The sequence below is a fragment of the Aeromonas sp. s7(2024) genome, assembly GCF_040907825.1.
Lineage (GTDB): Bacteria > Pseudomonadota > Gammaproteobacteria > Enterobacterales > Aeromonadaceae > Aeromonas > Aeromonas veronii.
Genome location: NZ_JBFOCM010000016.1, coordinates 512,830 through 533,957, shown reverse-complemented (window position 1 = coordinate 533,957; position 21,128 = coordinate 512,830). Strand labels below are relative to the sequence as shown.

Sequence of the window (21,128 nt, the reverse complement as noted above, 5' to 3'; positions counted from 1 at the left end):
CTCATATTTCCCTGCTATCGCCACGCTAAAACCGAGTGGCCTTCCCGCTGATGAGACTGATCAGGGGATAAACCTGTCCAGATAGATCGCGACACTCATCGCCAATTTCCCGGCACAGCAGCAATGGCGGCATGAATCGTTATTGGTAAAAATAATCGGCTCATCAACACCATGCTAACACTGCTATCAGGGTGAATGTCGGAGTTAATTGATAATGACATTTATTATGGCGCACCACTATATCAACCGGCACGTACCAAAACTATAGTTTAGGGTATGAAGTTTTTTATATAACCCTATGTTTTACGTGAAAATAATAATCTGGCGCTCAATTATAGGTCAGGAAGTATGAAGGGTCTGCCCAACGCGTGACCTTGCGGGCCGTTCAATGAGAGTGCTTTGGCAATATCCGCCATGGCAGTCCAGCGATTTTCACACCAGGATGGCGCCAACAGAGTTGGACGGCGCGCGGAGGCCGAAATCCGGTGATACACCACCTCGGGCGGCGTGTGCTGGATCATGGCAACGGCCGCCTCCACATACTGCTCCAGCGTCAATACCTCAAGCCGCCCCGCCTGCCACGCCTTGCCGAGAGTACTGCCTTCAACCACATGAAGCGGATGCAACTTGATCCCCTCAACACCGGTCTCAACGATGCGATGCAGGGTATCGAGGCTGTCCATCGGCACCTCCCCCGGCAGGCCGACGATCAGATGAGCACATACCTTGATGCCGCGCTGATGGGCACGTCTTACCGCATCCTCATAGGCGGCATAACCGTGGCCGCGGTTGATCCGTTGCAGGGTCTTGTCGTTGGCACTTTGCAGCCCGAGCTCCAGCCACACCTCGTAACCCCGGGCCTGATAGCCCGCCAACAGATCCAGCACCGCATCCGGTACGCAATCGGGGCGAGTGCCCACACAGAGCCCCACCATATCGCTCACCGACAGCGCCTCTTCATACATCCGCTGCAGATATTCGACCTCGGCATAGGTGCTTGTATAGGCCTGAAAATAGGCAAGATAGCGTTTGGCACGGGTGACTTCGTCCCGGCGAGCCAGCAGTTGTTGCACCACGGAGAGTTCCTGAGCCGACTCGTCAGCAAAAGAGGATACGTTGCAGAAGGTGCAGCCACCACGGCCCAGGGTGCCGTCACGGTTCGGGCAGGTGAAGGCCCCGTGGATGGAGAGTTTGTGGATCTTCTGACCATGACGTTGCTTGAGATCCTGACCGAATGTATTGACGAGTTCGTGTAACTGCATGACACCTCCGCTAAAGGAGCGCCATTGTACGAGCTTGCGCAAAACAGGGGCTGAGCTGGATCAAGCTAGCGGAGAGGGTAAAACATATAAATACCCGACCAATTTTGAATAAATATAGAGAAAAAGCGCAAAAAAAAGATTTTTACAGTTCTTTGACGATTCAAACAGTAAACATTCATATGAAAATGAGACCTGATAACCCACTGTTGAACAATGAAAAATTCAAAGAGACCCGACAGCACACAATTGCAAGCATGGGATATTGAAAATGTGATCCCTTCCGCTGTCGGCCACATCGGGTTGGTAAAATTACTACATTCGCCCATCGTCGCCGAGCGCACCATTGAGCCCGCCAATGGCGATATATTTAACCAACAAAATCAAACTATGCAGAGTAAATACTCCATAATTGCGAGCAAATCCCCCTAACCCGACATTTTGTTATGCGAATGTAACCATGAAGACAAACCTGACCTGCGATTGACCTCGCCAGAAAATCCCATTAGTTTGGAGATTCGCCACGTCAGGCAGACGGAACCACAAGAGCCAATCGCAATTTATGCAGTCAGGTGATGACTGTGCGATACAAGGCCGAGCAAGGGAGAAATGCAATGTCACTATATGATCCAAAGCTGGAGAGGGATAACTGTGGCTTCGGCCTGTTGGCCCACATGGAAGGGGAAGCCAGCCACAAGCTTATCCGTCTCGCGATGTCAGCATTGGCTCGCATGCAGCACCGCGGCGGGATCTCCGCCGATGGCAAGACCGGCGACGGTTGCGGCCTGTTGCTGCAAAAACCGGACAGCTTCTTCAGAGCTGTCGCCGAGGAGAAGGGATGGCACCTTGGCCGCAACTATGCGGTCGGCATGCTGTTCCTCAACCCTGACCCCGTATTGGCCCAGGCAACTCGCGACATCATCGACGAGGAGCTGGAAAAAGAGACCCTGAGTCTGGTCGGCTGGCGCAAGGTGCCCGTCGATACCAACGTACTCGGTACTATCGCCAAAGCCTCCCTGCCCAGCATTGAACAGGTCTTTGTCAACGCCCCGCCCGGCTGGGTCGACAAGGATCTCGAGCGTCGCCTCTATATCGTGCGTCGCCGCATCGAAAAGCGCGTCAACGACGACTACTTCTATGTGGTCAGCCTCTCCAATCTGGTCACCGTCTATAAAGGGCTGTGCATGCCGGTGGACTTGCCGCGCTTCTATCTGGATCTCGCCGACATCCGCATGCAGGCGGCCATTTGCGTCTTCCACCAGCGCTTCTCCACCAACACCAGTCCGCGCTGGCCGCTAGCGCAGCCGTTCCGCTATCTGGCCCACAACGGCGAGATCAACACCATCGCCGGCAACCGCCAGTGGGCCAAGGCGCGCAGCTACAAGTTTGCGACGCCGCTGATCCCCGATTTGCAGGAAGCGGCTCCCTTCGTCAACACCACCGGCTCTGACTCCTCCAGCCTCGACAACATGCTGGATCTCTTCCTCGCCGGTGGTATGGACCTGTTCCGCGCCATGCGCCTGTTGATCCCGCCTGCATGGCAAAAACACCCGAACATGGATGACGACCTGCGCGCCTTCTACGACTTCAACTCCATGCACATGGAGCCGTGGGATGGCCCAGCCGGTATCGTCATGACCGACGGTCGCTACGCCACCTGCGCACTAGATCGCAACGGCCTGCGTCCGGCCCGCTACGTCATCACCAAGGATAAGTTCATCACCCTCGCCTCCGAGGTCGGCACCTGGGACTACACCCCGGACGAAGTGCTGGAGAAGGGCCGGGTCGGCCCTGGCGAGCTGTTCGTGGTGGATACCAGCAACGGCAAGGTGTGGACCAGCTTCGAGATCGATGACGACCTCAAGAACCGTCACACCTACAAGCAATGGATGGATAAACATTGCCGCCGACTGGTCCCCTTCGAGCAGATGGACGACAGCCAGACCGGTAGCCGCGAGTTCTCCGACGACCAGCTGAAAACCTATCAGAAGCTGTTTGGCTACTCCTTCGAGGAGCTGGATCAGATCATCCGGGTGCTCGGTGAAAATGGTCAGGAAGCGGTGGGCTCCATGGGGGATGATACCCCGATGGCGGTGCTCTCCTCCGGCCCGCGCACCCTTTATGACTACTTCCGCCAGATGTTTGCCCAGGTGACCAACCCGCCCATCGATCCGCTGCGTGAGAACCACGTGATGTCGCTGGCCACCTGTATCGGTCGCGAGCAGAACGTCTTCAACGAAACCTTCGGCCACGCCCACCGGGTGCTGTTCCAGTCACCGATCCTGCTCTACTCCGACTTCCACCAGCTGCTGGCACTGGAGGGAGAGTACTACCGTCATCAGGTGATCAGCCTCAACTTCAAGCCCGAAGAGGGACTGGAAGCGGCCATCGTGCGCATCTGCGATGAGGCCAAAACCGCCGCCAGGAGCGGCACCGTACTGCTGGTGCTGTCTGATCGCGATATCAGCGCCGACACCCTGCCGATCCCGGCCGCCATGGCGGTGGGTGCAGTGCAGCGCACCCTGGTGGACAACAACCTGCGCTGCGACGCCAACATTCTGGTGGAGACCGCAAGCTGCCGCGATCCGCACCACTTCTCGGTGCTGCTGGGCTTTGGCGCGACCGCCATCTACCCCTATCTGGCCTACGAAACCCTGGCCAAACAGGTTGAAGAGGGCGTGCTCACCATGTCCCTGCGCCAGGCCATGGTCAACTACCGCAACGGCATCAACAAGGGGCTCTACAAGGTGATGTCCAAGATGGGCATCAGCACGGTCGCCAGCTACCGCTGCTCCCAGCTGTTCGAAGCGGTGGGCCTGGCCAAGTCGGTGGTCGAGACCTGCTTCCGCGGCGTATCGAGCCGTATTCAGGGTGCCGATTTTGCCGACATCCAGCAGGATCAGCACAATCTGGCCCGTCAGGCATGGCTGGTGCGCAAGCCCCTCCCCCACGGCGGCCTGCTCAAGTTCGTCCACGGCGGCGAGTACCACACCTACAACCCGGATGTGGTGCAGACCCTGCAAACCGCGGTGCGCTCCGGCAACTATGCCGATTACAAGGAGTACGCCCGTCTGGTGAACGAGCGCCCGGTTGCCACCTTGCGCGATTTGCTGGCCCTGAAGAAAGTCGACAATCCGGTCGCGCTGGATCAGGTTGAGCCAGCCGACAAGCTGTTCCCCCGCTTCGACTCCGCTGCCATGTCCATCGGCGCCCTCGGCCCTGAAGCCCACGAGGCACTGGCTGTCGCCATGAACCGCCTCGGCGGTCAGAGCAACTCCGGCGAAGGTGGCGAAGATCCCAAGCGTTTCGGTACCGAGAAAAACTCCCGCATCAAGCAGGTGGCTTCCGGCCGCTTTGGCGTCACCCCCCACTACCTGATGAACGCAGATGTTGTGCAGATCAAGGTGGCTCAGGGGGCCAAGCCCGGCGAAGGGGGCCAGCTGCCCGGTGACAAGGTGACGGCCCAGATCGCCCAGCTGCGTTATTCCGTGCCCGGCGTGACCCTGATTTCACCGCCGCCACACCACGATATCTACTCCATCGAGGATCTGGCCCAGCTCATCTTCGACATCAAGCAGATCAACCCGAGCTGTCTGGTGTCGGTGAAACTGGTCTCCGAGCCTGGCGTCGGCACCATCGCCTGCGGCGTGGCCAAGGCCTATGCCGACTTCATCACCATCTCCGGTTATGACGGCGGCACTGGCGCGAGCCCCCTCACCTCGGTCAAATATGCCGGCTCCCCGTGGGAACTGGGTCTGGCTGAAACCCAGCAGGCGCTGGTCGCCAACGGTCTGCGCCACAAGGTGCGGCTGCAGGTGGATGGTGGTCTCAAGACCGGCCTCGACATCATCAAGGCGGCCATCCTCGGTGCCGAGAGCTTCGGCTTTGGCACCGGCCCCATGGTGGCACTCGGTTGCAAATACCTGCGTATTTGCCACCTGAACAACTGCGCCACCGGCGTTGCCACTCAGGATGAGAAGCTGCGTCGCGAGCACTTCACCGGCCTGCCGGAGATGGTGATGAACTACTTCAAGTTCATCGCCCAGGAGACCCGCGAGCTGATGGCCCAGCTCGGCGTCACCCAGCTGACCGACCTGATTGGCCGCACCGATCTGCTGGAAGCCCTGCCCGGCCTCACCGCCCGTCAGGCCAAGCTGGATCTCTCCGGCATTCTGGCCCGTCCGATAGCACCGGCAGGCTCCAGCCTGTTCAGCCAGCAGCACAACCCCACCTTCGACAAGGGGCCACTCAACCTGAAAATGGTGGAGGATCTGCTGGAAGCGGTAGAGACCTCAAGCGGTGGCGAGTTCCGCTACGACATTCGCAACACCGACCGCTCGGTGGGTGCGCGCCTCTCCGGCGAAATTGTCAAACGTCACGGCAATCAGGGGATGGCGGCGGATCCGGTCAAGGTGCACTTCAACGGCACCGCAGGCCAGAGCTTCGGCGTCTGGAACGCGGGTGGCCTTGAGATGATCCTCACCGGTGACGCCAACGACTACGTGGGCAAGGGGATGACCGGCGGCAAGCTGGTGATCAAGCCCCATGTCGGTGTGGCGTTCAAATCCCATGAAGCGGCCATCATCGGCAACACCTGCCTCTACGGCGCCACTGGCGGCAAACTCTACGCCGCAGGCACTGCCGGCGAGCGTTTCGCGGTGCGCAACTCCGGCGCCCTGGCGGTAGTCGAGGGGATTGGCGACAACGGCTGTGAATACATGACCGGCGGCATCGTCACCGTACTCGGTCAGACCGGCGTCAACTTCGCGGCGGGCATGACCGGCGGCTTTGCCTACGTGCTCGACGAGTGCGGCAACTTCGCTAAGCGCACCAACCCCGAGCTGGTGGAACTGCTGGACGTGGCGGATCTCGCCATCCATCAGGAGCACCTGCGCGGCATCATCACGGCGCACCTCAATGAGACCGGCAGCTCGCGCGCCGAGGAGATCCTGGCCAACTTCGACTCCTATGTGCCCAAGTTCAGGCTGATCAAACCCAAGTCCAGCGACGTGAAATCGCTGCTGGGTCACACCAGCCGTTCCAGTGCAGAACTCAGAATCCAGGCGCAATAAGGAGGGAACCCTATGAGCCAGAACGTATTTCAGTTTATCGATGTCCAGCGGGTCGACCCGCCCAAGAAGCCGCTCAAGATCCGCAAAATCCAGTTTGTGGAGATCTACGAGTCCTTCAATCAGCCGCAGGTACAGATGCAGGCGGATCGCTGCCTCGAGTGCGGCAACCCCTACTGCGAGTGGAAGTGTCCGGTCCACAACTACATCCCCAACTGGCTGAAACTGGCCAAAGAGGGGCGCATTCTGGAGGCGGTGGAGCTCTCCCACCAGACCAACAGCCTGCCGGAAGTGTGCGGTCGGGTCTGCCCGCAGGATCGCCTCTGTGAGGGCTCCTGCACCCTCAACGATCGCTTCGGCGCGGTGACCATCGGCAACATCGAAAAGTACATCACCGACAAGGCGTTCGAGATGGGCTGGAAGCCCGATCTCTCGAACGTGGTCAAGACCGGCAAGCGGGTCGCCGTCATTGGCGCCGGCCCTGCGGGTCTCGCCTGTGCCGACGTGCTGGCACGCAACGGCGTCACCCCGGTGGTGTTTGACAAGTATCCGGAGATCGGCGGCCTGCTCACCTTCGGTATCCCCTCCTTCAAGCTGGAAAAAGAGGTGATGCAGCGTCGCCGCGAGATCTTCCAGGGGATGGGTGTGGAGTTTCGTCTCGAGACCGAAGTGGGCAAGGACATCACCTTCGCCGACCTGCTCGGCGAGTTCGATGCGGTCTTCCTCGGGGTCGGCACTTACAAGTACATGAAGGGCGGCTTTGCCAACGAAGAGGCGCCGGGCGTCTATGACGCCCTGCCCTACCTCATCGCCAACGCCAACCGGTTGCTGGGGTTCGAGAAGGCGCAAGCCGACTATATCGACTTCGCTGGCAAGCAGGTGGTGGTGCTGGGCGGTGGCGATACCGCCATGGACTGCGTGCGGACCGCCATCCGTCAGGGGGCTGACAAGGTGATCTGCGCCTATCGCCGCGACGAGGAGAACATGCCGGGCTCCAAGCGGGAGGTGAAAAACGCCCGCGAGGAGGGGGTTGAGTTCATGTTCAACCTGCAACCGGTAGCGGTCGAGCTGGATGCCAGCGGTCGCACCGTCGGCATCAAAGTAGTGAGCACCGAGCTGGGTGAACCCGATGCCAATGGCCGCCGCAATCCGGTGGTTATCGAGGGCTCAGAGCAGGTGTTGGCCGCCGATGCGGTAGTGATGGCGTTTGGCTTCCAGCCCAACCCCCAGCCCTGGATGGCGGAGTTCGGCATCGAGCTCGACAACCGGGATCGCATCAAGGCGCGCGAGCAGGCGGAGTATGCCTTCCAGACCAGCAATCCCAAGGTGTTCGCCGGTGGCGACGCGGTACGCGGCTCCGATCTGGTGGTGACCGCCATCTACGAAGGACGCAAAGCGGCCGAAGGGATCATGGACTATCTGGCGGTCTAACCTGCACTTCCTCAGTCAACCCAAAACAGAGCCCCGCCAGTGCGGGGCTCTTCTTTTGAGGCTAGGAATTTAAGGCTCGGTGTTCTCGCTGGCGACTTATCACCTATCGCTCCCGTCCGGGGAGCGGCTAGATGCTCCAGCTCTCCGGCAACCGCTCGGTGAGGGTGGAGATGTACTCGAAGGTACGCGCCCGCTTGGGAGTGGTGAACATCTGGCGTGCACTGCCTGCTTCCACCACCTCACCCGCCTCCAGAAAGATCACCTGCTGCGCTATCTGGGCGGCCAGCCGCAGATCGTGGGTGGCGATTAGCATGGTGGTTCCCTCGCGGGCCAGCTGGCGCAGCACCGTCACCACCTCCTGGGCAAGCTCGGGATCCAGCGCCGAGGTGGGTTCATCACAGAGCAGTACCTTGGGCGATGGCGCCAGCGCCCTCGCAATGGCAACCCGCTGCTGCTGGCCACCGGAGAGGGTGGCAGGCACCGCCTCGGCCTTGTGCCTGAGCCCCACCTTGTCGAGCAGTTGCAAGCCGCGCACCTCCGCTTTCGCTCTTGGCCACTTCAACACGGTCACCAGCCCCTCAATCACGTTTTCCAGCACCGTCATGTGCGGGAACAGTTGGAAATTCTGGAATACCATGCCGGTCTGCTGGCGCAATGCCTGCACGCTCTGGCGAGGCAGATGGTGAGAAAAATCGAGTTCGCTCCCCCCCAACACCAAGTGCCCCGCATCCGGCCGCTCCAGCACATTGACACAACGCAACAGGGTGCTCTTGCCACTGCCGGAGGGGCCAATCAGGGCGGTCACACTGCCCGCCACCATGGCAAGATCGATCCCCTTGAGCACCCGCTGCCCGCCAAACTGCTTCTCGATACCACGCAACCGGATCATAGGGCGACCTCCCGGGTCTCTTTGTGGGTCAACTTGCGCTCCAGCCGGTCTTGCAAGGTGGAGAGCACCGAGCTAAACAGCAGGTAGATGATGGCCGTCTCTATGTAAAGGATCAGCGGCTCATAGGTGACAGAGGCGAGCCGCTGGGCCGCCTGAAACAGCTCAGGAACGGTCACTGCCGCCGCCAACGAGGTGTCCTTCACCAGCGAAATAAAGGTGTTGGAAAGCGGTGGCACCGCAATGCGCGCCGCCTGCGGCAGGATCACCCGCCACATCACCTGGGGCCAGTTCATGCCAATCGAATAGGCTGCCTCCCACTGCCCTTTCGGGATCGCCGCGAGAGTAGCGCGGATGATCTCCGAGCTGTAGGCGCCGATGTTGAGGGTGAACCCGATCACCGCGGCGGTGAAGGCATCCAGCACAATGCCAGCACTCGGCAAGCCATAAAAAATCAGAAAGAGCTGTACCAGCAGCGGCGTGCCACGAATAAGCCAGACATAAAAACGAACCAGTGCCACCAATGGTGTCGAGCCATATAATCTGGCCAGCGCCACCAGCAAACCGAGCAATATTCCCAAGAAAAAGGTGATCAGGGTCAGTGGCACGGTAAAAATAAGCCCCGCGCTAAGCAGGGGCCAAAAAGAGTCGATCATTAACTGCAACCAGGCTGGCACGTTAATTACCTCGCTAGTTATTATTTTCCGGCAATATTATTGCGAGACATCAGAACCAAAATACTTAAGAGATATTTTCTGGTAGCTACCATCCTGTTTGGCAGTGCGCAGTGCCTGATTGATAGCGGCCAGCAATTCCGGCTGTCCCTTGGCGAGCAACACTGCCGATTGATCCCCCTTCGCCTCGGTCGCCGCCACCCTCAATTTGGCATCCGGTTTCTGTTTCTTGAAGTCGAGGAACGAAAGGCTGTCATTGATGGTGGCATCCACTCGCCCGGTCAGCACCAGCTGCAGTGACTGGTTGAAGCCCTCGGTGGCGACCACCTCGGCGCCCGAGGATTTCGCCAGCTGAGCAAAGTTGCTGGTCAGGGACTGGGATGATTTCTTACCCTTCAGATCCGCAAAGCTGTTGATGCTGTGATTATCGCTGTGCACCACGATCACCGCTTTGGAGGTGATGTAGGGATCTGAAAAATCATACTTTTTCAGCCGCTCCGGGGTGATGGCCACTTCGTTGAGCACCAGATCGTAGCGCTTGGCATCCACTCCGGCGATGAGACCATCCCACTTGCCTTCGACAAACTCCGGCTTCACCCCAAGGCCTTTTGCAATCAGCTCGCCAATCTCCACATCAAAGCCGACCAGCTTGCCGCTCTTGTCGTGATAGGTGAACGGAGGATAGGCGCCTTCAGTGCCGATTTTGATCGCACCGGCACTCTGGATAGCGGCGAGGCTGGACTCGGCTTGCGCCGATGTCATCAAAGCCAGTGGAAGGGCTGCCAGCAAAAACAGGGAGTGCAGTTTTTTCATTATTCACCTCGTTATATTTGTAAACATCCAGCACGCTTGCCAACGATAATCCGGATTACCATGCAATTATTATTTTGAATCCTGCTGCTACCAGCACCATTTAATCGGGCCACGCCACATATACGATGACAGCCAATAAACGATTGCACTTGGTGGCACCAGCAAGAAAATAACGCGGAGGTTCCCGTTACCAAACCATGAAATATGAAGATGTTTAGTGAAATAATGAATAACGAAAAAGCAGTCCTGCATTCGCTACTGATTGCGGGAAACACTGTTTATTCATGATGAATAAAAACACACTGCCAGCCAGATACCAAATCCAGGCCATCACCTTGTTACAAACGCACCACCAGCCACTCCCCCTTGCCGACCGGCACCAGCGAGGTGGCAAAGACCGGGTCCTGCCCGACCTCGTTCATCCACTCCTCTATCTCGCTGCGATGGGAGATGGCGTTATCAACCACCAGCAGGCCACGGGGTGCCAGCAGGCGGCGGATCTGCGGCCACCATGCCCGGTAGTGCTGACGATCCGAATCGAGGAAGATGAGCTGATAGCCGGCTTGCGGCAAGGTCGGTAACAGCTCACTCGCATCCCCTGCCAGCAAGGTTACCCAGGGGGCCAGCCCTGCCCTCTGAAAGTTGTCATGGGCCTGTACGCGCTTATCCTCATCCAGCTCAATGGTGGTCACGTGCCCCTCCAACCGACGCACCGCTTCTGCCAGCCAAAGCGTGGAGTAACCATTAGAGGTGCCAATCTCCAGCACCGCCTGCGCCCCACGGGTCTGCACCAGCACTGACAGCAACTCCCCCGTGTCGCGGGTGATATTGAGCAGCTTGCGGTGGCGTGCCTGCTGCATGCTGTCATTGCGCTCGCCAAGCTGCTCCAGCTGGCGTTTTAACTGTTCCAGTTCCATCGATATCCCTTTCGTCCTTGCCCAAAACCGTTATCCCACACCCTTGACTTGATCTTTGGGAGTCAAATGATTGCTTTCAACCACCATTCACACCACAAAGGATGAGAAAAGGACAACCATTTGAGGCAGAATTTGTGACGTCTATCTGTTACACTTCGCGCCCGCCATTTTCCGGCTCACTCTCTGACTTGATGTCAGGCGCAGCCGTCGGTGGTTACAACCTCCGTCTCGCTCATGCCGAGCTAACCAAGCCAAACACAGCCCAGCTGGAACACAGGAACCCATTATGAGATTTGAATCGTTCGATTTTGCCCCCGAGATTTTGCGTGCTGTCTCAGATTGCGGTTATCAGGAGATGACCCCTGTGCAGCAACAGGCGATCCCGGCCATTCGCCGTGGCCGCGATGTGCTGGCCAGCGCCCAGACCGGTACCGGCAAGACCGCCGCCTTCGCCCTGCCCATCTTGCAGCGTCTGGTAGACAATCCGGCTCCGGTCCAGCCTTCCAACGCCCGTGTGCTGATCCTGACCCCGACCCGCGAGCTGGCGGCTCAGGTGGCGAGCAACATCAATGACTTCGCCAAGTATCTCGATATCACCACCATCACCATCGTCGGCGGTGGCAAGCAGGACGTGCAGGCCAAGAAGCTCAAAGCGGGCGCTCACATCATTGTGGCCACCCCGGGCCGTCTGCTGGAGCACCTCACCGCCTGCAACCTCAGCCTCTCCGGCGTCGAGTGTCTGGTGATGGATGAAGCGGATCGCATCCTCGACATGGGCTTCAGTGCCGATGTGCAGAAGATCCTGCAAGCGGTCAACAAGACCCGTCAAAACCTGCTCTTCTCCGCCACCTTCTCCGATGCGGTGAAGAAGCTGGCCAACCTGATGCTGGATCGCCCGCAGATCGTCAGCGTCAACAAGCAGAACTCCACCGCCGACACCGTCAGCCACACCGTCTATCCGGTCGAGCAGAAGCGCAAGCGCGAGCTGCTCTCAGAGCTGATTGGCAAGCAGAACTGGCAGCAGGTGCTGGTGTTCGCCAGTACCCGCGAGAGCTGTGATGTGCTGGTCGAAGAGCTGAACCTCGACGGCATCAAGTCCGCCGTGGTCCATGGCGAAAAGGCCCAGGGCAACCGTCGCCGCGCCCTGCGCGAATTCATGGAAGGCAAGGTACGGGTACTGGTCGCCACCGAAGTGGCCGCCCGTGGTCTGGACATTCCGGATCTGGAATACGTGGTCAACTATGATCTGCCGTTCCTGGCGGAAGATTACGTGCACCGCATCGGCCGTACCGGTCGTGCCGGCAAGCGCGGCATGGCCATCTCCTTCGTCAGCCGTGAAGAGGAGCGCACCCTGCTGGAGATCGAGGCCCTGATCGGCCAGAAGATCCGCCGCATCATGGTGCCTGGCTATGAGGTGAGCAGCCGTGACGAGCTGATCAAACAGCTGCAGGAGCGTCGCCGCTTCGGCAAGCGCCCGCAGCGTGAAGATAACGCCGTAGCCCAGGTGATGGCCGAAGCCAAGCTGCAGGGTCAGCGCCTCAAGCGTCTGGCCGCCGCCAAGAAGCCCCGTCAGCCGAAATAAGGCGGGCAGTTGCTCTATTGAACCGCAAAGGCGCCACTGGCGCCTTTGCCATCTCTGTCATCGGTGTTGACCTGTGGTGGTCAACTCAAGGATTGCTTATGACCTCTCCGACCTACAATCAGGCCCTGTTCGAGATGGCCACCCAGAGCCTGGCCGAACTGGCCCGCACCGCCGAACAAAAGGCGGGCAAGCGCACTCCGGCGCAAGAGAGCCACTTTCTCTGCACCTGGATGGCCGACTCCCTCAAGGAGAAGCGCTTCTCCCGTCTGGTGATGGAAGATTTGAAAGCTTGGGTGCAGCTTGGCCGCACTCTGGGTGCGGGCGCCGATCTCAAGGGATTGCTGGAGCGCATCGCCTTCCAATACCAGTGCGCCATGACCAATCCGCAGCAATTGGGAGCCAAGCTGGCGGCCCTGCTGGATGAGCTGGCAACGGCAGGCTGGCTGGTGCTGACCGAGAGCGAGGTGAACGCCAAGCTGCGCCTGCAATCGGGCGGTCAAGCGAGTCTGGTGGTAAGCCATAGCGAATATGCAGGCCATATCGAGGACGGTGAGCTTGTCAAACCCCTCACCCTCTATGTGCGCGGTGACGAGAAGGTGCTGGCTGAGGCGGCCTTCAAGCACGGCCTGCTGCTGAGCCAGGGCAACAAGAAGACCACCCTGGTCAAACATCACAAGGCCTACCGGCTGATGCCGGACAACGCCCAACCGGCGCTGGCACTGCTGAGCGAGGCTCGCCAGAGCGCCTGATCTCGCCAGTGTGCAGCAATAAAAACGGCAGACCCTTGTGCAGGATCTGCCGTTTTTTATTGTTCGATCTTTGGTGATGAGGTTGGGTAGTCGTTTAGCGGATCTTGATGCCAATCTGGCCCGCGTCACACCACTCGAACATCACCTCCTCGCTCTTGCCGCAGCAACTGCCACCACAGACCCGGCTTTCACGCTTGATAACCCGCCCCTTGCGCATCCAGACGCCGAGCATGGCCTCCACCGCATCTTCCGAGGTGTGGAAGTGGCGAGCCAGCTCGCGCCGGCTCACCTTCTGCTGCGCGGCGAGGTAATCCCCCAGATCGCGCAGGATCATAAGGTCACCACCTTGCGGGCGACGATGTCACCGTGACGGCGACCGGCCCACCAGAGCAGTACCAGAGAGAGGCCATAGCTGACGATCCAGAACAGGCTCTGCTCCGGATGAGCGGCAAAGGTCGCGACCTGATAGAAGAGAGTCGCGCACATAAAGGCCATATAGTTGCACCATACCGCCGTCATTAGCGCCCACTGACGACCGGTTTCCCGCACCAGCGCGCCCATGGCGGCGGCGCAAGGCATGTAGAGCAGCACGAACAAGAGGTAGGCAAAGGCACCGGCCGCCCCATCGAAGTGGGTCTGCATATTGCCGTAGGTGGAGACATCCACCTCCTGCGCCTCGGCGGCAGCTTTCTGGTCGTCGAGGTTGCCAACATCAAGCCCCATGGGGTCGCTCGGGTTGATCTCCGCCAGATTGGCCGCCACGGCATCGATCGCCTCGTGGAAACTGGCCACCAGCGAGAACTCGCTCTCCTCCTCTGCATCGCCACCACCGGCGTAGAGGCTGTTGAGGGTTCCGACCACCGCCTCTTTGGCGAAGATACCGGTGACGATACCGACCGTGGCCTGCCAGTTGTCATCGCGTACACCGATGGGGTGCAGCACAGGGGTCACCGCCTGGCTGATCTTGCTCAGGACCGAGCTCTCCTGCTCCTGATGGCCAAAGCTGCCATCAGTACCCAGGGAGTTAAGCACGCTCAGCACGGCAACCACCAGCACGATGGTTTTACCTGCGCCAAAGACGAAGGATTTGAGCTTCTGCCAGGTCTTGATGGCAACGTTGACCGGACGCGGCCACTCATAATCCGGCATCTCCATCAGCATGGAGTCGCTCTTGCCCGGCAGCAGAGTGCTGCGCAGCAACAGGCCGGTGAGCACCGCCACCAGAATGCCGATGAGGTAGAGACCGAACACCAGGTTCTGACCTGACTCGGGGAAGAAAGCCACCGCAAACAGGGCGTAAACCGGCAGACGGGCACCGCACGACATGAAGGGAGCCATGGCGGAGGTCATCAGCCGCTCCCGCTCGGAGTTGAGGGTACGGGTCGCCATCACCGAGGGGACGGTACAACCAAAGCCCATCAGCATCGGCACGAACGCCTTGCCCGGCAGGCCGAGGCGGCGCATCAGAGCATCCACCACGAAGGCGGCACGGGCCAGATAGCCGGAGCTCTCCAGCACCGCGAGGAACAGATAGAGGCAGCCAATCACCGGAATAAAGGTGGCCACCGTCTGCAAGCCAACGCCAAAGCCATCAGCCAGAATGGCGCCCAGCCATTCGGGGGCATTGACCAGCCCCAGCAGGTGGTGCACCCCATCGACAAACAGGGCGCCGCCCATGATGTCGAAGAAGTCGATAAAGGCGCTGCCAACGTTGATGGCAAACAGGAACATCAGGTACATGACAAACAGAAAGAAGGGGATGCCAATCCAGCGATTGAGCAGCACCCGATCCAGCCACTCGCTCTGGGCCTCGGTGAGCTTGCCCTTCTGCTGACGCGCCTGTTGTACCCACTGGTGGATATGGCCGTAGCGAATATCCGCCAGTTGCAGGTCGATATCCTGTCCCTGATGGACGCGAGCCACTACATTGGCGGCGGCCGCCTGCTGACCGGGCAGCAGGGTCTCCTGCATCACCGCATCCTCTTCCAGCAGGCGCAGGGCGCGGCCACGGGTAGTGAGGTGATGCGGGGCGAGCAGGGTCTCCAACTCCGCCAGATCGGTTTCAAGCGCGTGGCCGTAATCGAGCTGCAAGGCGGCTTGCGGCTGACCGATAAACTGCCGGATCTGCTGTTTGAAGGCGGCAACCTGCTTGCTGTTGTGGGCAGAGAGGGCCACTACAGGGCAACCGAGGGATTTGCCGAGCTTGCTCTCGTCGATGACGATGCGGCGCTTTTGCAGGATATCCAGCTTGTTGAGCACCACCACCATCGGCAGGCCCAGTTCGCGCAGTTGCAGCGTGAGGTAGAGGGAGCGCTCCAGATTGGCGGCGTCGATGACGTTGAGCAGCAGGTCGGGTTGTTGGCCTTGGGCAAAGCGGCTGGCGATCTGCTCGTCCAGACTGCCATCCTGACTGGCCAGGCTATAGATGCCGGGCAGATCCATCAGCTTGAAGTGATGCTCACCCGCGCTGAACTCACCCATCTTCTTGTCGACGGTGACGCCACTCCAGTTGCCTACCTGCTGGCGGGCGCCGGTCAGGGCGTTGAACAGGGAGGTCTTGCCGCTATTGGGGTTACCTACCGTTACCAGGGAATAATTCATACCAGCTCTACCTCTATTTTCTTCTGAACCCGCCGCGCGTGTGGCAAGCCGCTTTGCAGATTCGACTTCTTGTCTCTGAACCGCTCCCGGTGACTTTCTTGACCGGAGCGGTAGCCGAACAGGGGGTTATACCGGCTCGACTTCTATTTGCTGGGCCAGACTCTTTTGCATGGAGAGACAGATCCCCTGGCACTGGATCTGGAGCGGGTCCCCCAGGGGGGCGGAGCGCAGATAGATGACTTCAGTCTGGGGCAACAGGCCCATCACCATCAGTTTGCGGCGCAGCGGCCGGGCGAGCTGATTCATATTCTTGATGCGAGCACTCTGTCCCGGTGACAACTGCGTGAGTACCATGACTGACTCCTGAAGTTAAACAATAATAATTCGCTTTTACTTGTGGCATTATAAGCTGTGTCTTCAACTTTTATTTGAGTAAAATCAAACTCCGCTTAGCTAACCCATAAAGTATTGCCATGAGTCACGACAACAACAGCCGCCTCGTTTACAGCACAGATGGCGGCATGATCAAGGAGCAGAGCGCTCCCCAATCCGCCTCCCCCTTCCCCACCGACGGCACCGTGCGCATTCGCCGCGAGACCAAGGGGCGCAAGGGTGCCGGGGTGATCACCATTCATGGCGTACCCGCCGATCAGCAAAAATCCCTGGCCACCCTGCTCAAGAAAAAGTGCGGCACCGGAGGCGGTATCAAGGAGGGAGTGATCGAGATCCAGGGGGATAAACGGGACCTGATCAAAACCGAGCTGGAGAAAGCCGGTTTCAGCGTCAAGCTGGTGGGTGGCTGATCCCCTTGTCACTCATGCGGTTTTTCCCTAGAATGCCCGCTCCCATCGAGGGGGAGTAGTCTCGCACGCCGGTGCCATCCATTGCATGAATACCGGTTTGCGACCCTGATCAACATACTTGGTGCCAAATCACCATGGTCAGGGTGATCCATGCCAGCCATGGATTTGACAAGACCTTTGACGGGCCAGTGCCAATACCGGGGACGGATGGCGCAGGCTTGTCTTTGGTTTATAACAATTCCGTCCCCCGGTCATTTTTATGGAAGCCTTGTTAACCTCAACCCTCAGCGTCGCTATTGCCGAAATCGGCGATAAAACCCAGCTGTTGGCGTTGCTGCTCATCTGCCGTTTTCGCAAGCCCTGGCCCATCATCGCCGGCATGCTGGCGGCTACCTTGCTCAACCATGCGGGCGCTGCCTGGATTGGCGAGTTCATCAGTCGCTGGCTCGATCCCAAGATAATGACCTGGCTGGTCGCCATCGCCTTTATCGCCATGGCTATCTGGATTTTGGTGCCGGACAAGATGGATGACGAGGAGAGCTCGCTGGATAAATACGGCCCCTTTATGGCCACCTTCGTGCTCTTCTTTATTGCCGAGATTGGCGACAAGACCCAGATTGCCACCGTGCTACTGGCCGCCAAGTATGACTCGCTGGTGCAGGTCATTACCGGTACCACCCTCGGCATGATGCTGGCCAACGTGCCTGTGGTGCTGATCGGCAAGCTGGGGGCAGACAAGCTGCCGCTCAAGGGGATCCGCATCGCCTGCGCCATCCTCTTCGTCGGCCTCGGGGTGAGCACTCTGATCTTTGCCTGATCGCCTTTTCCGCTGACCAAGCCCTCCCCTGTGGAGGGCTTTTTTGTTTGCAGCTTTGTCTATTGCGTAATCCGCTGTCGCAACCACCAGCCGTAGAGCCAAGGGGCAGTGCACGGTTGCGGGTGCCTCATGCCATAATGGGGCAAACCTCGTGGAGTCCCCCCATGCACAACGTATCAAGAGAGACGCTTCTCGAATGGGTCAAACAAGGACGGCTGGCGCCAGAGAAGCTGGCGGACGCCCTGACCCTCGCCGATCTTCCCCCCCATCCGGCGCGCTGGCAGTGGCTGTTTGACCGGCTGCTGCTCTGGCTCGGTGCCCTCTGCATCGGGGCCGGCCTCATCTTCTTCGTCGCCTTCAACTGGCAGGAGCTGGGCCGGGTCTCCCGCCTCGCCCTGCTGGAGGCACCGCTGCTCGCCATGCTGCTTCTGCTGTGGCGCAAACCGCTGGGGGATACCCCCCGTCAGGCGCTGCTGCTCGCTATCGCCCTCAATATCGGCGCCCTGCTGGCGCTGGTGGGTCAAACCTACCAGACCGGCGCCGATCCCTGGCAGCTGTTCGCCACCTGGGCGCTGATGCTGGTGCCGCTGGCGGCATTTGGCCAAAGCCCGCTGCTCTGGACCTTAAGCTGGCTGCTCGGCCAGCTGGCGCTGGTGCTCTACTGGCGGCTCGGTTTGTTCACGTTCTTCTTTACCTTCGATGAAGAGGGATTGGGCTGGTGCCTTACCCTGCTCAACGCCGCCCTCTGGGGTCTGCTTCTGCTGGCACCTGCCCGCTGGCGCCTGATGCCAAGCTGGCTGGCAGGCCTTGCTGCCGGTCTGGGGGCCACCCTGCTCACCCTGCTGGCGCTGTTTGATGCCGCCTCTGCGCTGGTGTGGCCGCTCTGGTTTGGCTGGCTGGCCGCGGCCTATGCCCTGTGGCATCACAGATTTATCGCCGGACTCGCCATGGGGTGCCTCAGCCTGATTGCCGTCATCCTCGCGGCGCTGGGCAAGTGGATGGAGCCCGACATCAACGGCTTCTTGCTGCTGAGCCTGATTGCCATCGGCCTTTCGGTCACCGCCGCCCGCTGGCTGCAACAACAACGGAGGTCTCATGAGTGATCTGACCCTTTGGCAAACGCTGCAACAGGCCAATCTGGTGGAAGGGGAGATGCCCCGTGATACCCAACCCCACTGGTCGAGCCGCTTTCTGCTGGGATTGGTGGGCTGGATTGCCGCCCTGTTCCTGCTCTTTTTCCTGTTTCTCACCTTCGAGCAGCTGACCCGCGAGGCCAACAGTACCCTGCTGCTCGGGGCCGTGCTGCTGGCGGGGGCCTACGCCCTCAATCGCAGCCAAAGCGGCGATCTCTGGGATCAGTTCGTGCTGGCCCTCACCCTGGCGGCCGATGCCTGGCTGCTCTATGGCCTGCTCGATCAGCTGGACCTTCATCACGCCCTGCTCTGGTTTGGGTTGTGCCTGCTCTCCCTTGCCATCGCCGTGCTGTTCGATCACTGGCTGGTGCGGCTGTTTCACAGCGTGGCGGCGGCCTTGCTGCTCACCCTTGGCCTCGCCTGCCTCGGGCTGCAACTGCTGGCCCTGCCGCTGGTGATGGCGGCCATCACCTTCTGCTGGCTGCGGGCAGATAGGGATCCAGAGCGCCACCAACTCTACCACTCCATCACGCTGGGGCTGGCCCTCTCGCTGCTGGTGCTGGGCCGCCTGCACCACCCGCTCTGGGATGACGGCAGCAGCGTGCTGGACGAACTGGGGCAGTCCCGCCTGCCGCTCTGGCTCAATCCCCTGATCTGCGCCGCCCTGCTGCTGGCGGTGATGGTGAAACTCAAGCTCCCCCTGCTGTTTGGCCTGCCGCTGGTGCTGATCAGCGCCATCATCCCCGGCATGGGGGCAGGCGCACTGGTGCTGATCCTCGGGTTTTATGCCGGCAGTCTGGGGCTGATGACCCTCTCGGCCCTGCTGCTGCTCGGCTATGGCTCGCTCTATTACTACGACCTGGGGCTCACCCTGATGACCAAATCCTGGCTGTTGCTGGGCTCCGGCATCCTGCTGCTGGGTGCCCGCCAGCTGCTCACCACCTTCGCGGCAAGGAGCGATTCATGAAACCCGTCACCCGACAGCTCGCCCTGTTGCTGAGCGGCCTCGCCATCCTGGCAGGCATCAATGCCACCGTCTGGCGCTATGAGCACGCCATGAGCAGCGGCGAAGTGGTGTTGCTGCGGCTTGCTCCGGTCGATCCCCGCTCCCTGATGCAGGGGGATTACATGCGGCTCAACTATGAAATTGCCCGCGAGCTGACCAGCCGCGACGCCAGAGCTACTCAAAACAAGGTCAGCGACACCCTGGTGATCCGCCTCGATGCCCATCATGTGGCCACTCTGGTGGCCGATGGCAAACCGGATCGGCTCGCCAGCGATGAGCGGCTATTGCAGGTGCACCAGAGCGAGCGGCAGTGGCAGATCGGCCCCGATGCCTACTTCTTTGAAGAGGGCACGGGGGAGCAGTACGAGGTAGCCCGCTACGGCGAGTTCCGGCTGCAAGCGGATGGTAAGACCCTGCTGGTGGGGCTGCGGGATGAGGCCTACCAGCCCATCGGGCAGATCCGCGCCCGCTGGTAACGGCAGTGAGTGGCTATTTACTCTGTTCATGGTCACACTCAAGGGAAGGTTGATCGCTAAGGATGTTCCCAATGAGGATATGGCTGATCTGTCATCTGTTGCTGCTCTGCTGGGCCTCGACGGCCCGGGCTGATCTGGGCAAGCTCGAGTACCTCACCGAAGAGTACCCCCCCTACAACTACAGCGATCCGCAAGGCCAGCCCACCGGCCTTGCGGTCGATCTGCTGCAGATGATCTGGCAACACAGCGGCGTGACACCCCAGCCGGTGCGCATCCTGCCCTGGGCGCGGGGTTATTACTTGCTAACCCAGAAGCCCAACGTGGTGCTCTTCTCCACCGCCCGCACCCAGGCGCGGGAGGATCTCTTCAAGTGGGTCTGCCCCATCGGCTACTCGGAGTACATACTGCTGGGCCGCAAAGCGCAGAACATCACCCTGACCGCCTTCGATCAGATGAGCCAATACAAGATCAGCGCGGTGCGCTCGGATGCCGCCGAGCAGCTGCTGCTCAACAACGGCATGGATGACAACAACATCATCCCGGCCAACCGCCTGTCGCAGGGGTTGAAGATGCTGCTCTCCGGCCGCGCCGATCTGCTCGCCACCAGCAAGCTGGCGGGATATGACGCCATCCGCGAATTGAAGCTGAGCAGCGACGACTTCAACGTGGCAATGGTGCTGAGCGCCGAGCAGCTCTGCTACGCCTTCAGCCGTCAGGTGCCCGACAGCGAGATCACCCTCTTTCAGCAGGGCCTGACCCGCGCCCTCGCCTCGGAGGAGTTTCGCAAATTGCAGGCCAAATACCTGCCGGTGCGCTGAGCACTCACTCACCCGCTGGGCAGCAGTCGCTGCCCATTTTATTGATGAAAGATGCAATAGAGGTGGCTAGCTATTCCCGCCGCAAGCAGTCAAA

At 59.9% G+C, this 21,128-nt stretch carries 18 protein-coding genes; 10 read left to right on the top strand and 8 right to left on the bottom strand.

What is annotated here, in order from left to right; translation table 11 throughout:
* Positions 1 to 332: 332 nt before the first annotated feature.
* Positions 333 to 1,262, bottom strand: a complete 930-nt coding sequence (locus tag AB5Y73_RS07500; protein ID WP_279499226.1) for a TIGR01212 family radical SAM protein — start codon at positions 1,260 to 1,262, stop codon at positions 333 to 335.
* Between the two features lie 611 nt (positions 1,263 to 1,873).
* Between AB5Y73_RS07500 and gltB the strand changes: the two genes are divergently transcribed.
* Positions 1,874 to 6,331: a glutamate synthase large subunit gene (gene gltB / locus AB5Y73_RS07495; protein ID WP_118854008.1), complete on the top strand. Its 4,458-nt coding sequence runs from the start codon at positions 1,874 to 1,876 to the stop codon at positions 6,329 to 6,331.
* A 12-nt stretch (positions 6,332 to 6,343) separates the two neighbouring features.
* On the top strand, positions 6,344 to 7,759 hold the full coding sequence (locus AB5Y73_RS07490) for an FAD-dependent oxidoreductase (protein ID WP_101531289.1): 1,416 nt from the start codon (positions 6,344 to 6,346) through the stop codon (positions 7,757 to 7,759).
* A gap of 127 nt (positions 7,760 to 7,886) precedes the next feature.
* On the opposite strand, the gene AB5Y73_RS07485 is transcribed toward AB5Y73_RS07490, so the two are convergent.
* The 4 genes from AB5Y73_RS07485 to AB5Y73_RS07470 all read right to left on the bottom strand — a co-directional run bounded on the left by AB5Y73_RS07485 (position 7,887) and on the right by AB5Y73_RS07470 (position 11,049).
* Positions 7,887 to 8,648: an amino acid ABC transporter ATP-binding protein gene (locus tag AB5Y73_RS07485; RefSeq protein WP_107682170.1), complete on the bottom strand. Its 762-nt coding sequence runs from the start codon at positions 8,646 to 8,648 to the stop codon at positions 7,887 to 7,889.
* Positions 8,645 to 9,301 carry an amino acid ABC transporter permease gene (locus AB5Y73_RS07480; RefSeq protein WP_181294835.1) on the bottom strand — a complete coding sequence of 219 codons (657 nt, stop codon included), beginning with the start codon at positions 9,299 to 9,301 and terminating at the stop codon, positions 8,645 to 8,647. Before AB5Y73_RS07480 ends, AB5Y73_RS07485 begins: the two co-directional genes overlap by 4 nt.
* A gap of 57 nt (positions 9,302 to 9,358) precedes the next feature.
* Positions 9,359 to 10,132, bottom strand: a complete 774-nt coding sequence (locus AB5Y73_RS07475; protein WP_107682168.1) for an amino acid ABC transporter substrate-binding protein — start codon at positions 10,130 to 10,132, stop codon at positions 9,359 to 9,361.
* 338 nt (positions 10,133 to 10,470) lie between these two features.
* Entirely contained in the window at positions 10,471 to 11,049 is a 579-nt protein-coding gene (locus AB5Y73_RS07470; RefSeq protein ID WP_107682167.1) for an O-methyltransferase, read from the bottom strand.
* 286 nt (positions 11,050 to 11,335) lie between these two features.
* Here AB5Y73_RS07470 and AB5Y73_RS07465 point away from each other — a divergent pair, with 286 nt between their 5' ends.
* Together AB5Y73_RS07465 and AB5Y73_RS07460 are read left to right on the top strand one after the other, a co-directional pair.
* Positions 11,336 to 12,631, top strand: a complete 1,296-nt coding sequence (locus AB5Y73_RS07465; protein ID WP_005337380.1) for a DEAD/DEAH box helicase — start codon at positions 11,336 to 11,338, stop codon at positions 12,629 to 12,631.
* Between the two features lie 98 nt (positions 12,632 to 12,729).
* A complete protein-coding gene (locus AB5Y73_RS07460) occupies positions 12,730 to 13,380 on the top strand; it encodes a DUF2913 family protein (RefSeq protein WP_107682166.1) in 651 nt (216 codons plus the stop codon).
* Positions 13,381 to 13,474: 94 nt separating this feature from the next.
* On the opposite strand, the gene AB5Y73_RS07455 is transcribed toward AB5Y73_RS07460, so the two are convergent.
* From AB5Y73_RS07455 to AB5Y73_RS07445, 3 genes are all read right to left on the bottom strand, one after another.
* The gene (locus tag AB5Y73_RS07455) at positions 13,475 to 13,714 is read right to left on the bottom strand and encodes a FeoC-like transcriptional regulator (protein WP_107682165.1); all 240 of its coding nucleotides are present in this window, start codon (positions 13,712 to 13,714) and stop codon (positions 13,475 to 13,477) included.
* Complete coding sequence (gene feoB, locus AB5Y73_RS07450; RefSeq protein WP_107682164.1) at positions 13,711 to 15,981, bottom strand: Fe(2+) transporter permease subunit FeoB; 2,271 nt, start codon at positions 15,979 to 15,981, stop codon at positions 13,711 to 13,713. Before feoB ends, AB5Y73_RS07455 begins: the two co-directional genes overlap by 4 nt.
* 126 nt (positions 15,982 to 16,107) lie before the next feature.
* Positions 16,108 to 16,335 (bottom strand): FeoA family protein, encoded by a 228-nt coding sequence (locus tag AB5Y73_RS07445; protein WP_005337384.1) that lies wholly within the window; start codon positions 16,333 to 16,335, stop codon positions 16,108 to 16,110.
* Positions 16,336 to 16,454: 119 nt separating this feature from the next.
* On the opposite strand from AB5Y73_RS07445, the gene AB5Y73_RS07440 reads away from it, so the two are divergent.
* The 6 genes from AB5Y73_RS07440 to AB5Y73_RS07415 all read left to right on the top strand — a co-directional run bounded on the left by AB5Y73_RS07440 (position 16,455) and on the right by AB5Y73_RS07415 (position 21,034).
* On the top strand, positions 16,455 to 16,784 hold the full coding sequence (locus AB5Y73_RS07440; RefSeq protein WP_005337385.1) for a translation initiation factor: 330 nt from the start codon (positions 16,455 to 16,457) through the stop codon (positions 16,782 to 16,784).
* Positions 16,785 to 17,043: 259 nt separating this feature from the next.
* Complete coding sequence (locus AB5Y73_RS07435; protein WP_005337386.1) at positions 17,044 to 17,601, top strand: TMEM165/GDT1 family protein; 558 nt, start codon at positions 17,044 to 17,046, stop codon at positions 17,599 to 17,601.
* 164 nt (positions 17,602 to 17,765) lie between these two features.
* Positions 17,766 to 18,704 carry a DUF2157 domain-containing protein gene (locus tag AB5Y73_RS07430; protein ID WP_107682163.1) on the top strand — a complete coding sequence of 313 codons (939 nt, stop codon included), beginning with the start codon at positions 17,766 to 17,768 and terminating at the stop codon, positions 18,702 to 18,704.
* On the top strand, positions 18,697 to 19,701 hold the full coding sequence (locus AB5Y73_RS07425) for a DUF4401 domain-containing protein (protein ID WP_236095585.1): 1,005 nt from the start codon (positions 18,697 to 18,699) through the stop codon (positions 19,699 to 19,701). The genes AB5Y73_RS07430 and AB5Y73_RS07425 overlap by 8 nt, the downstream gene beginning before the upstream one ends.
* On the top strand, positions 19,698 to 20,216 hold the full coding sequence (locus tag AB5Y73_RS07420; RefSeq protein ID WP_279499228.1) for a GDYXXLXY domain-containing protein: 519 nt from the start codon (positions 19,698 to 19,700) through the stop codon (positions 20,214 to 20,216). The genes AB5Y73_RS07425 and AB5Y73_RS07420 overlap by 4 nt, the downstream gene beginning before the upstream one ends.
* Before the next feature lie 71 nt (positions 20,217 to 20,287).
* Positions 20,288 to 21,034 (top strand): ABC transporter substrate-binding protein, encoded by a 747-nt coding sequence (locus AB5Y73_RS07415; protein WP_047439393.1) that lies wholly within the window; start codon positions 20,288 to 20,290, stop codon positions 21,032 to 21,034.
* The last annotated feature ends 94 nt before the right edge of the window (positions 21,035 to 21,128 follow it).

Bases quoted from the DNA above. Each gene is read 5' to 3' on its own strand.
- AB5Y73_RS07500 (WP_279499226.1), bottom strand. From the start codon at position 1,262: ATGCAGTTACACGAACTCGTCAATACATTCGGTCAGGATCTCAAGCAA.
- gltB (WP_118854008.1), top strand. From the start codon at position 1,874: ATGTCACTATATGATCCAAAGCTGGAGAGGGATAACTGTGGCTTCGGC.
- AB5Y73_RS07490 (WP_101531289.1), top strand. From the start codon at position 6,344: ATGAGCCAGAACGTATTTCAGTTTATCGATGTCCAGCGGGTCGACCCG.
- AB5Y73_RS07485 (WP_107682170.1), bottom strand. From the start codon at position 8,648: ATGATCCGGTTGCGTGGTATCGAGAAGCAGTTTGGCGGGCAGCGGGTG.
- AB5Y73_RS07480 (WP_181294835.1), bottom strand. From the start codon at position 9,301: ATGATCGACTCTTTTTGGCCCCTGCTTAGCGCGGGGCTTATTTTTACC.
- AB5Y73_RS07475 (WP_107682168.1), bottom strand. From the start codon at position 10,132: ATGAAAAAACTGCACTCCCTGTTTTTGCTGGCAGCCCTTCCACTGGCT.
- AB5Y73_RS07470 (WP_107682167.1), bottom strand. From the start codon at position 11,049: ATGGAACTGGAACAGTTAAAACGCCAGCTGGAGCAGCTTGGCGAGCGC.
- AB5Y73_RS07465 (WP_005337380.1), top strand. From the start codon at position 11,336: ATGAGATTTGAATCGTTCGATTTTGCCCCCGAGATTTTGCGTGCTGTC.
- AB5Y73_RS07460 (WP_107682166.1), top strand. From the start codon at position 12,730: ATGACCTCTCCGACCTACAATCAGGCCCTGTTCGAGATGGCCACCCAG.
- AB5Y73_RS07455 (WP_107682165.1), bottom strand. From the start codon at position 13,714: ATGATCCTGCGCGATCTGGGGGATTACCTCGCCGCGCAGCAGAAGGTG.
- feoB (WP_107682164.1), bottom strand. From the start codon at position 15,981: ATGAATTATTCCCTGGTAACGGTAGGTAACCCCAATAGCGGCAAGACC.
- AB5Y73_RS07445 (WP_005337384.1), bottom strand. From the start codon at position 16,335: ATGGTACTCACGCAGTTGTCACCGGGACAGAGTGCTCGCATCAAGAAT.
- AB5Y73_RS07440 (WP_005337385.1), top strand. From the start codon at position 16,455: ATGAGTCACGACAACAACAGCCGCCTCGTTTACAGCACAGATGGCGGC.
- AB5Y73_RS07435 (WP_005337386.1), top strand. From the start codon at position 17,044: ATGGAAGCCTTGTTAACCTCAACCCTCAGCGTCGCTATTGCCGAAATC.
- AB5Y73_RS07430 (WP_107682163.1), top strand. From the start codon at position 17,766: ATGCACAACGTATCAAGAGAGACGCTTCTCGAATGGGTCAAACAAGGA.
- AB5Y73_RS07425 (WP_236095585.1), top strand. From the start codon at position 18,697: ATGAGTGATCTGACCCTTTGGCAAACGCTGCAACAGGCCAATCTGGTG.
- AB5Y73_RS07420 (WP_279499228.1), top strand. From the start codon at position 19,698: ATGAAACCCGTCACCCGACAGCTCGCCCTGTTGCTGAGCGGCCTCGCC.
- AB5Y73_RS07415 (WP_047439393.1), top strand. From the start codon at position 20,288: ATGAGGATATGGCTGATCTGTCATCTGTTGCTGCTCTGCTGGGCCTCG.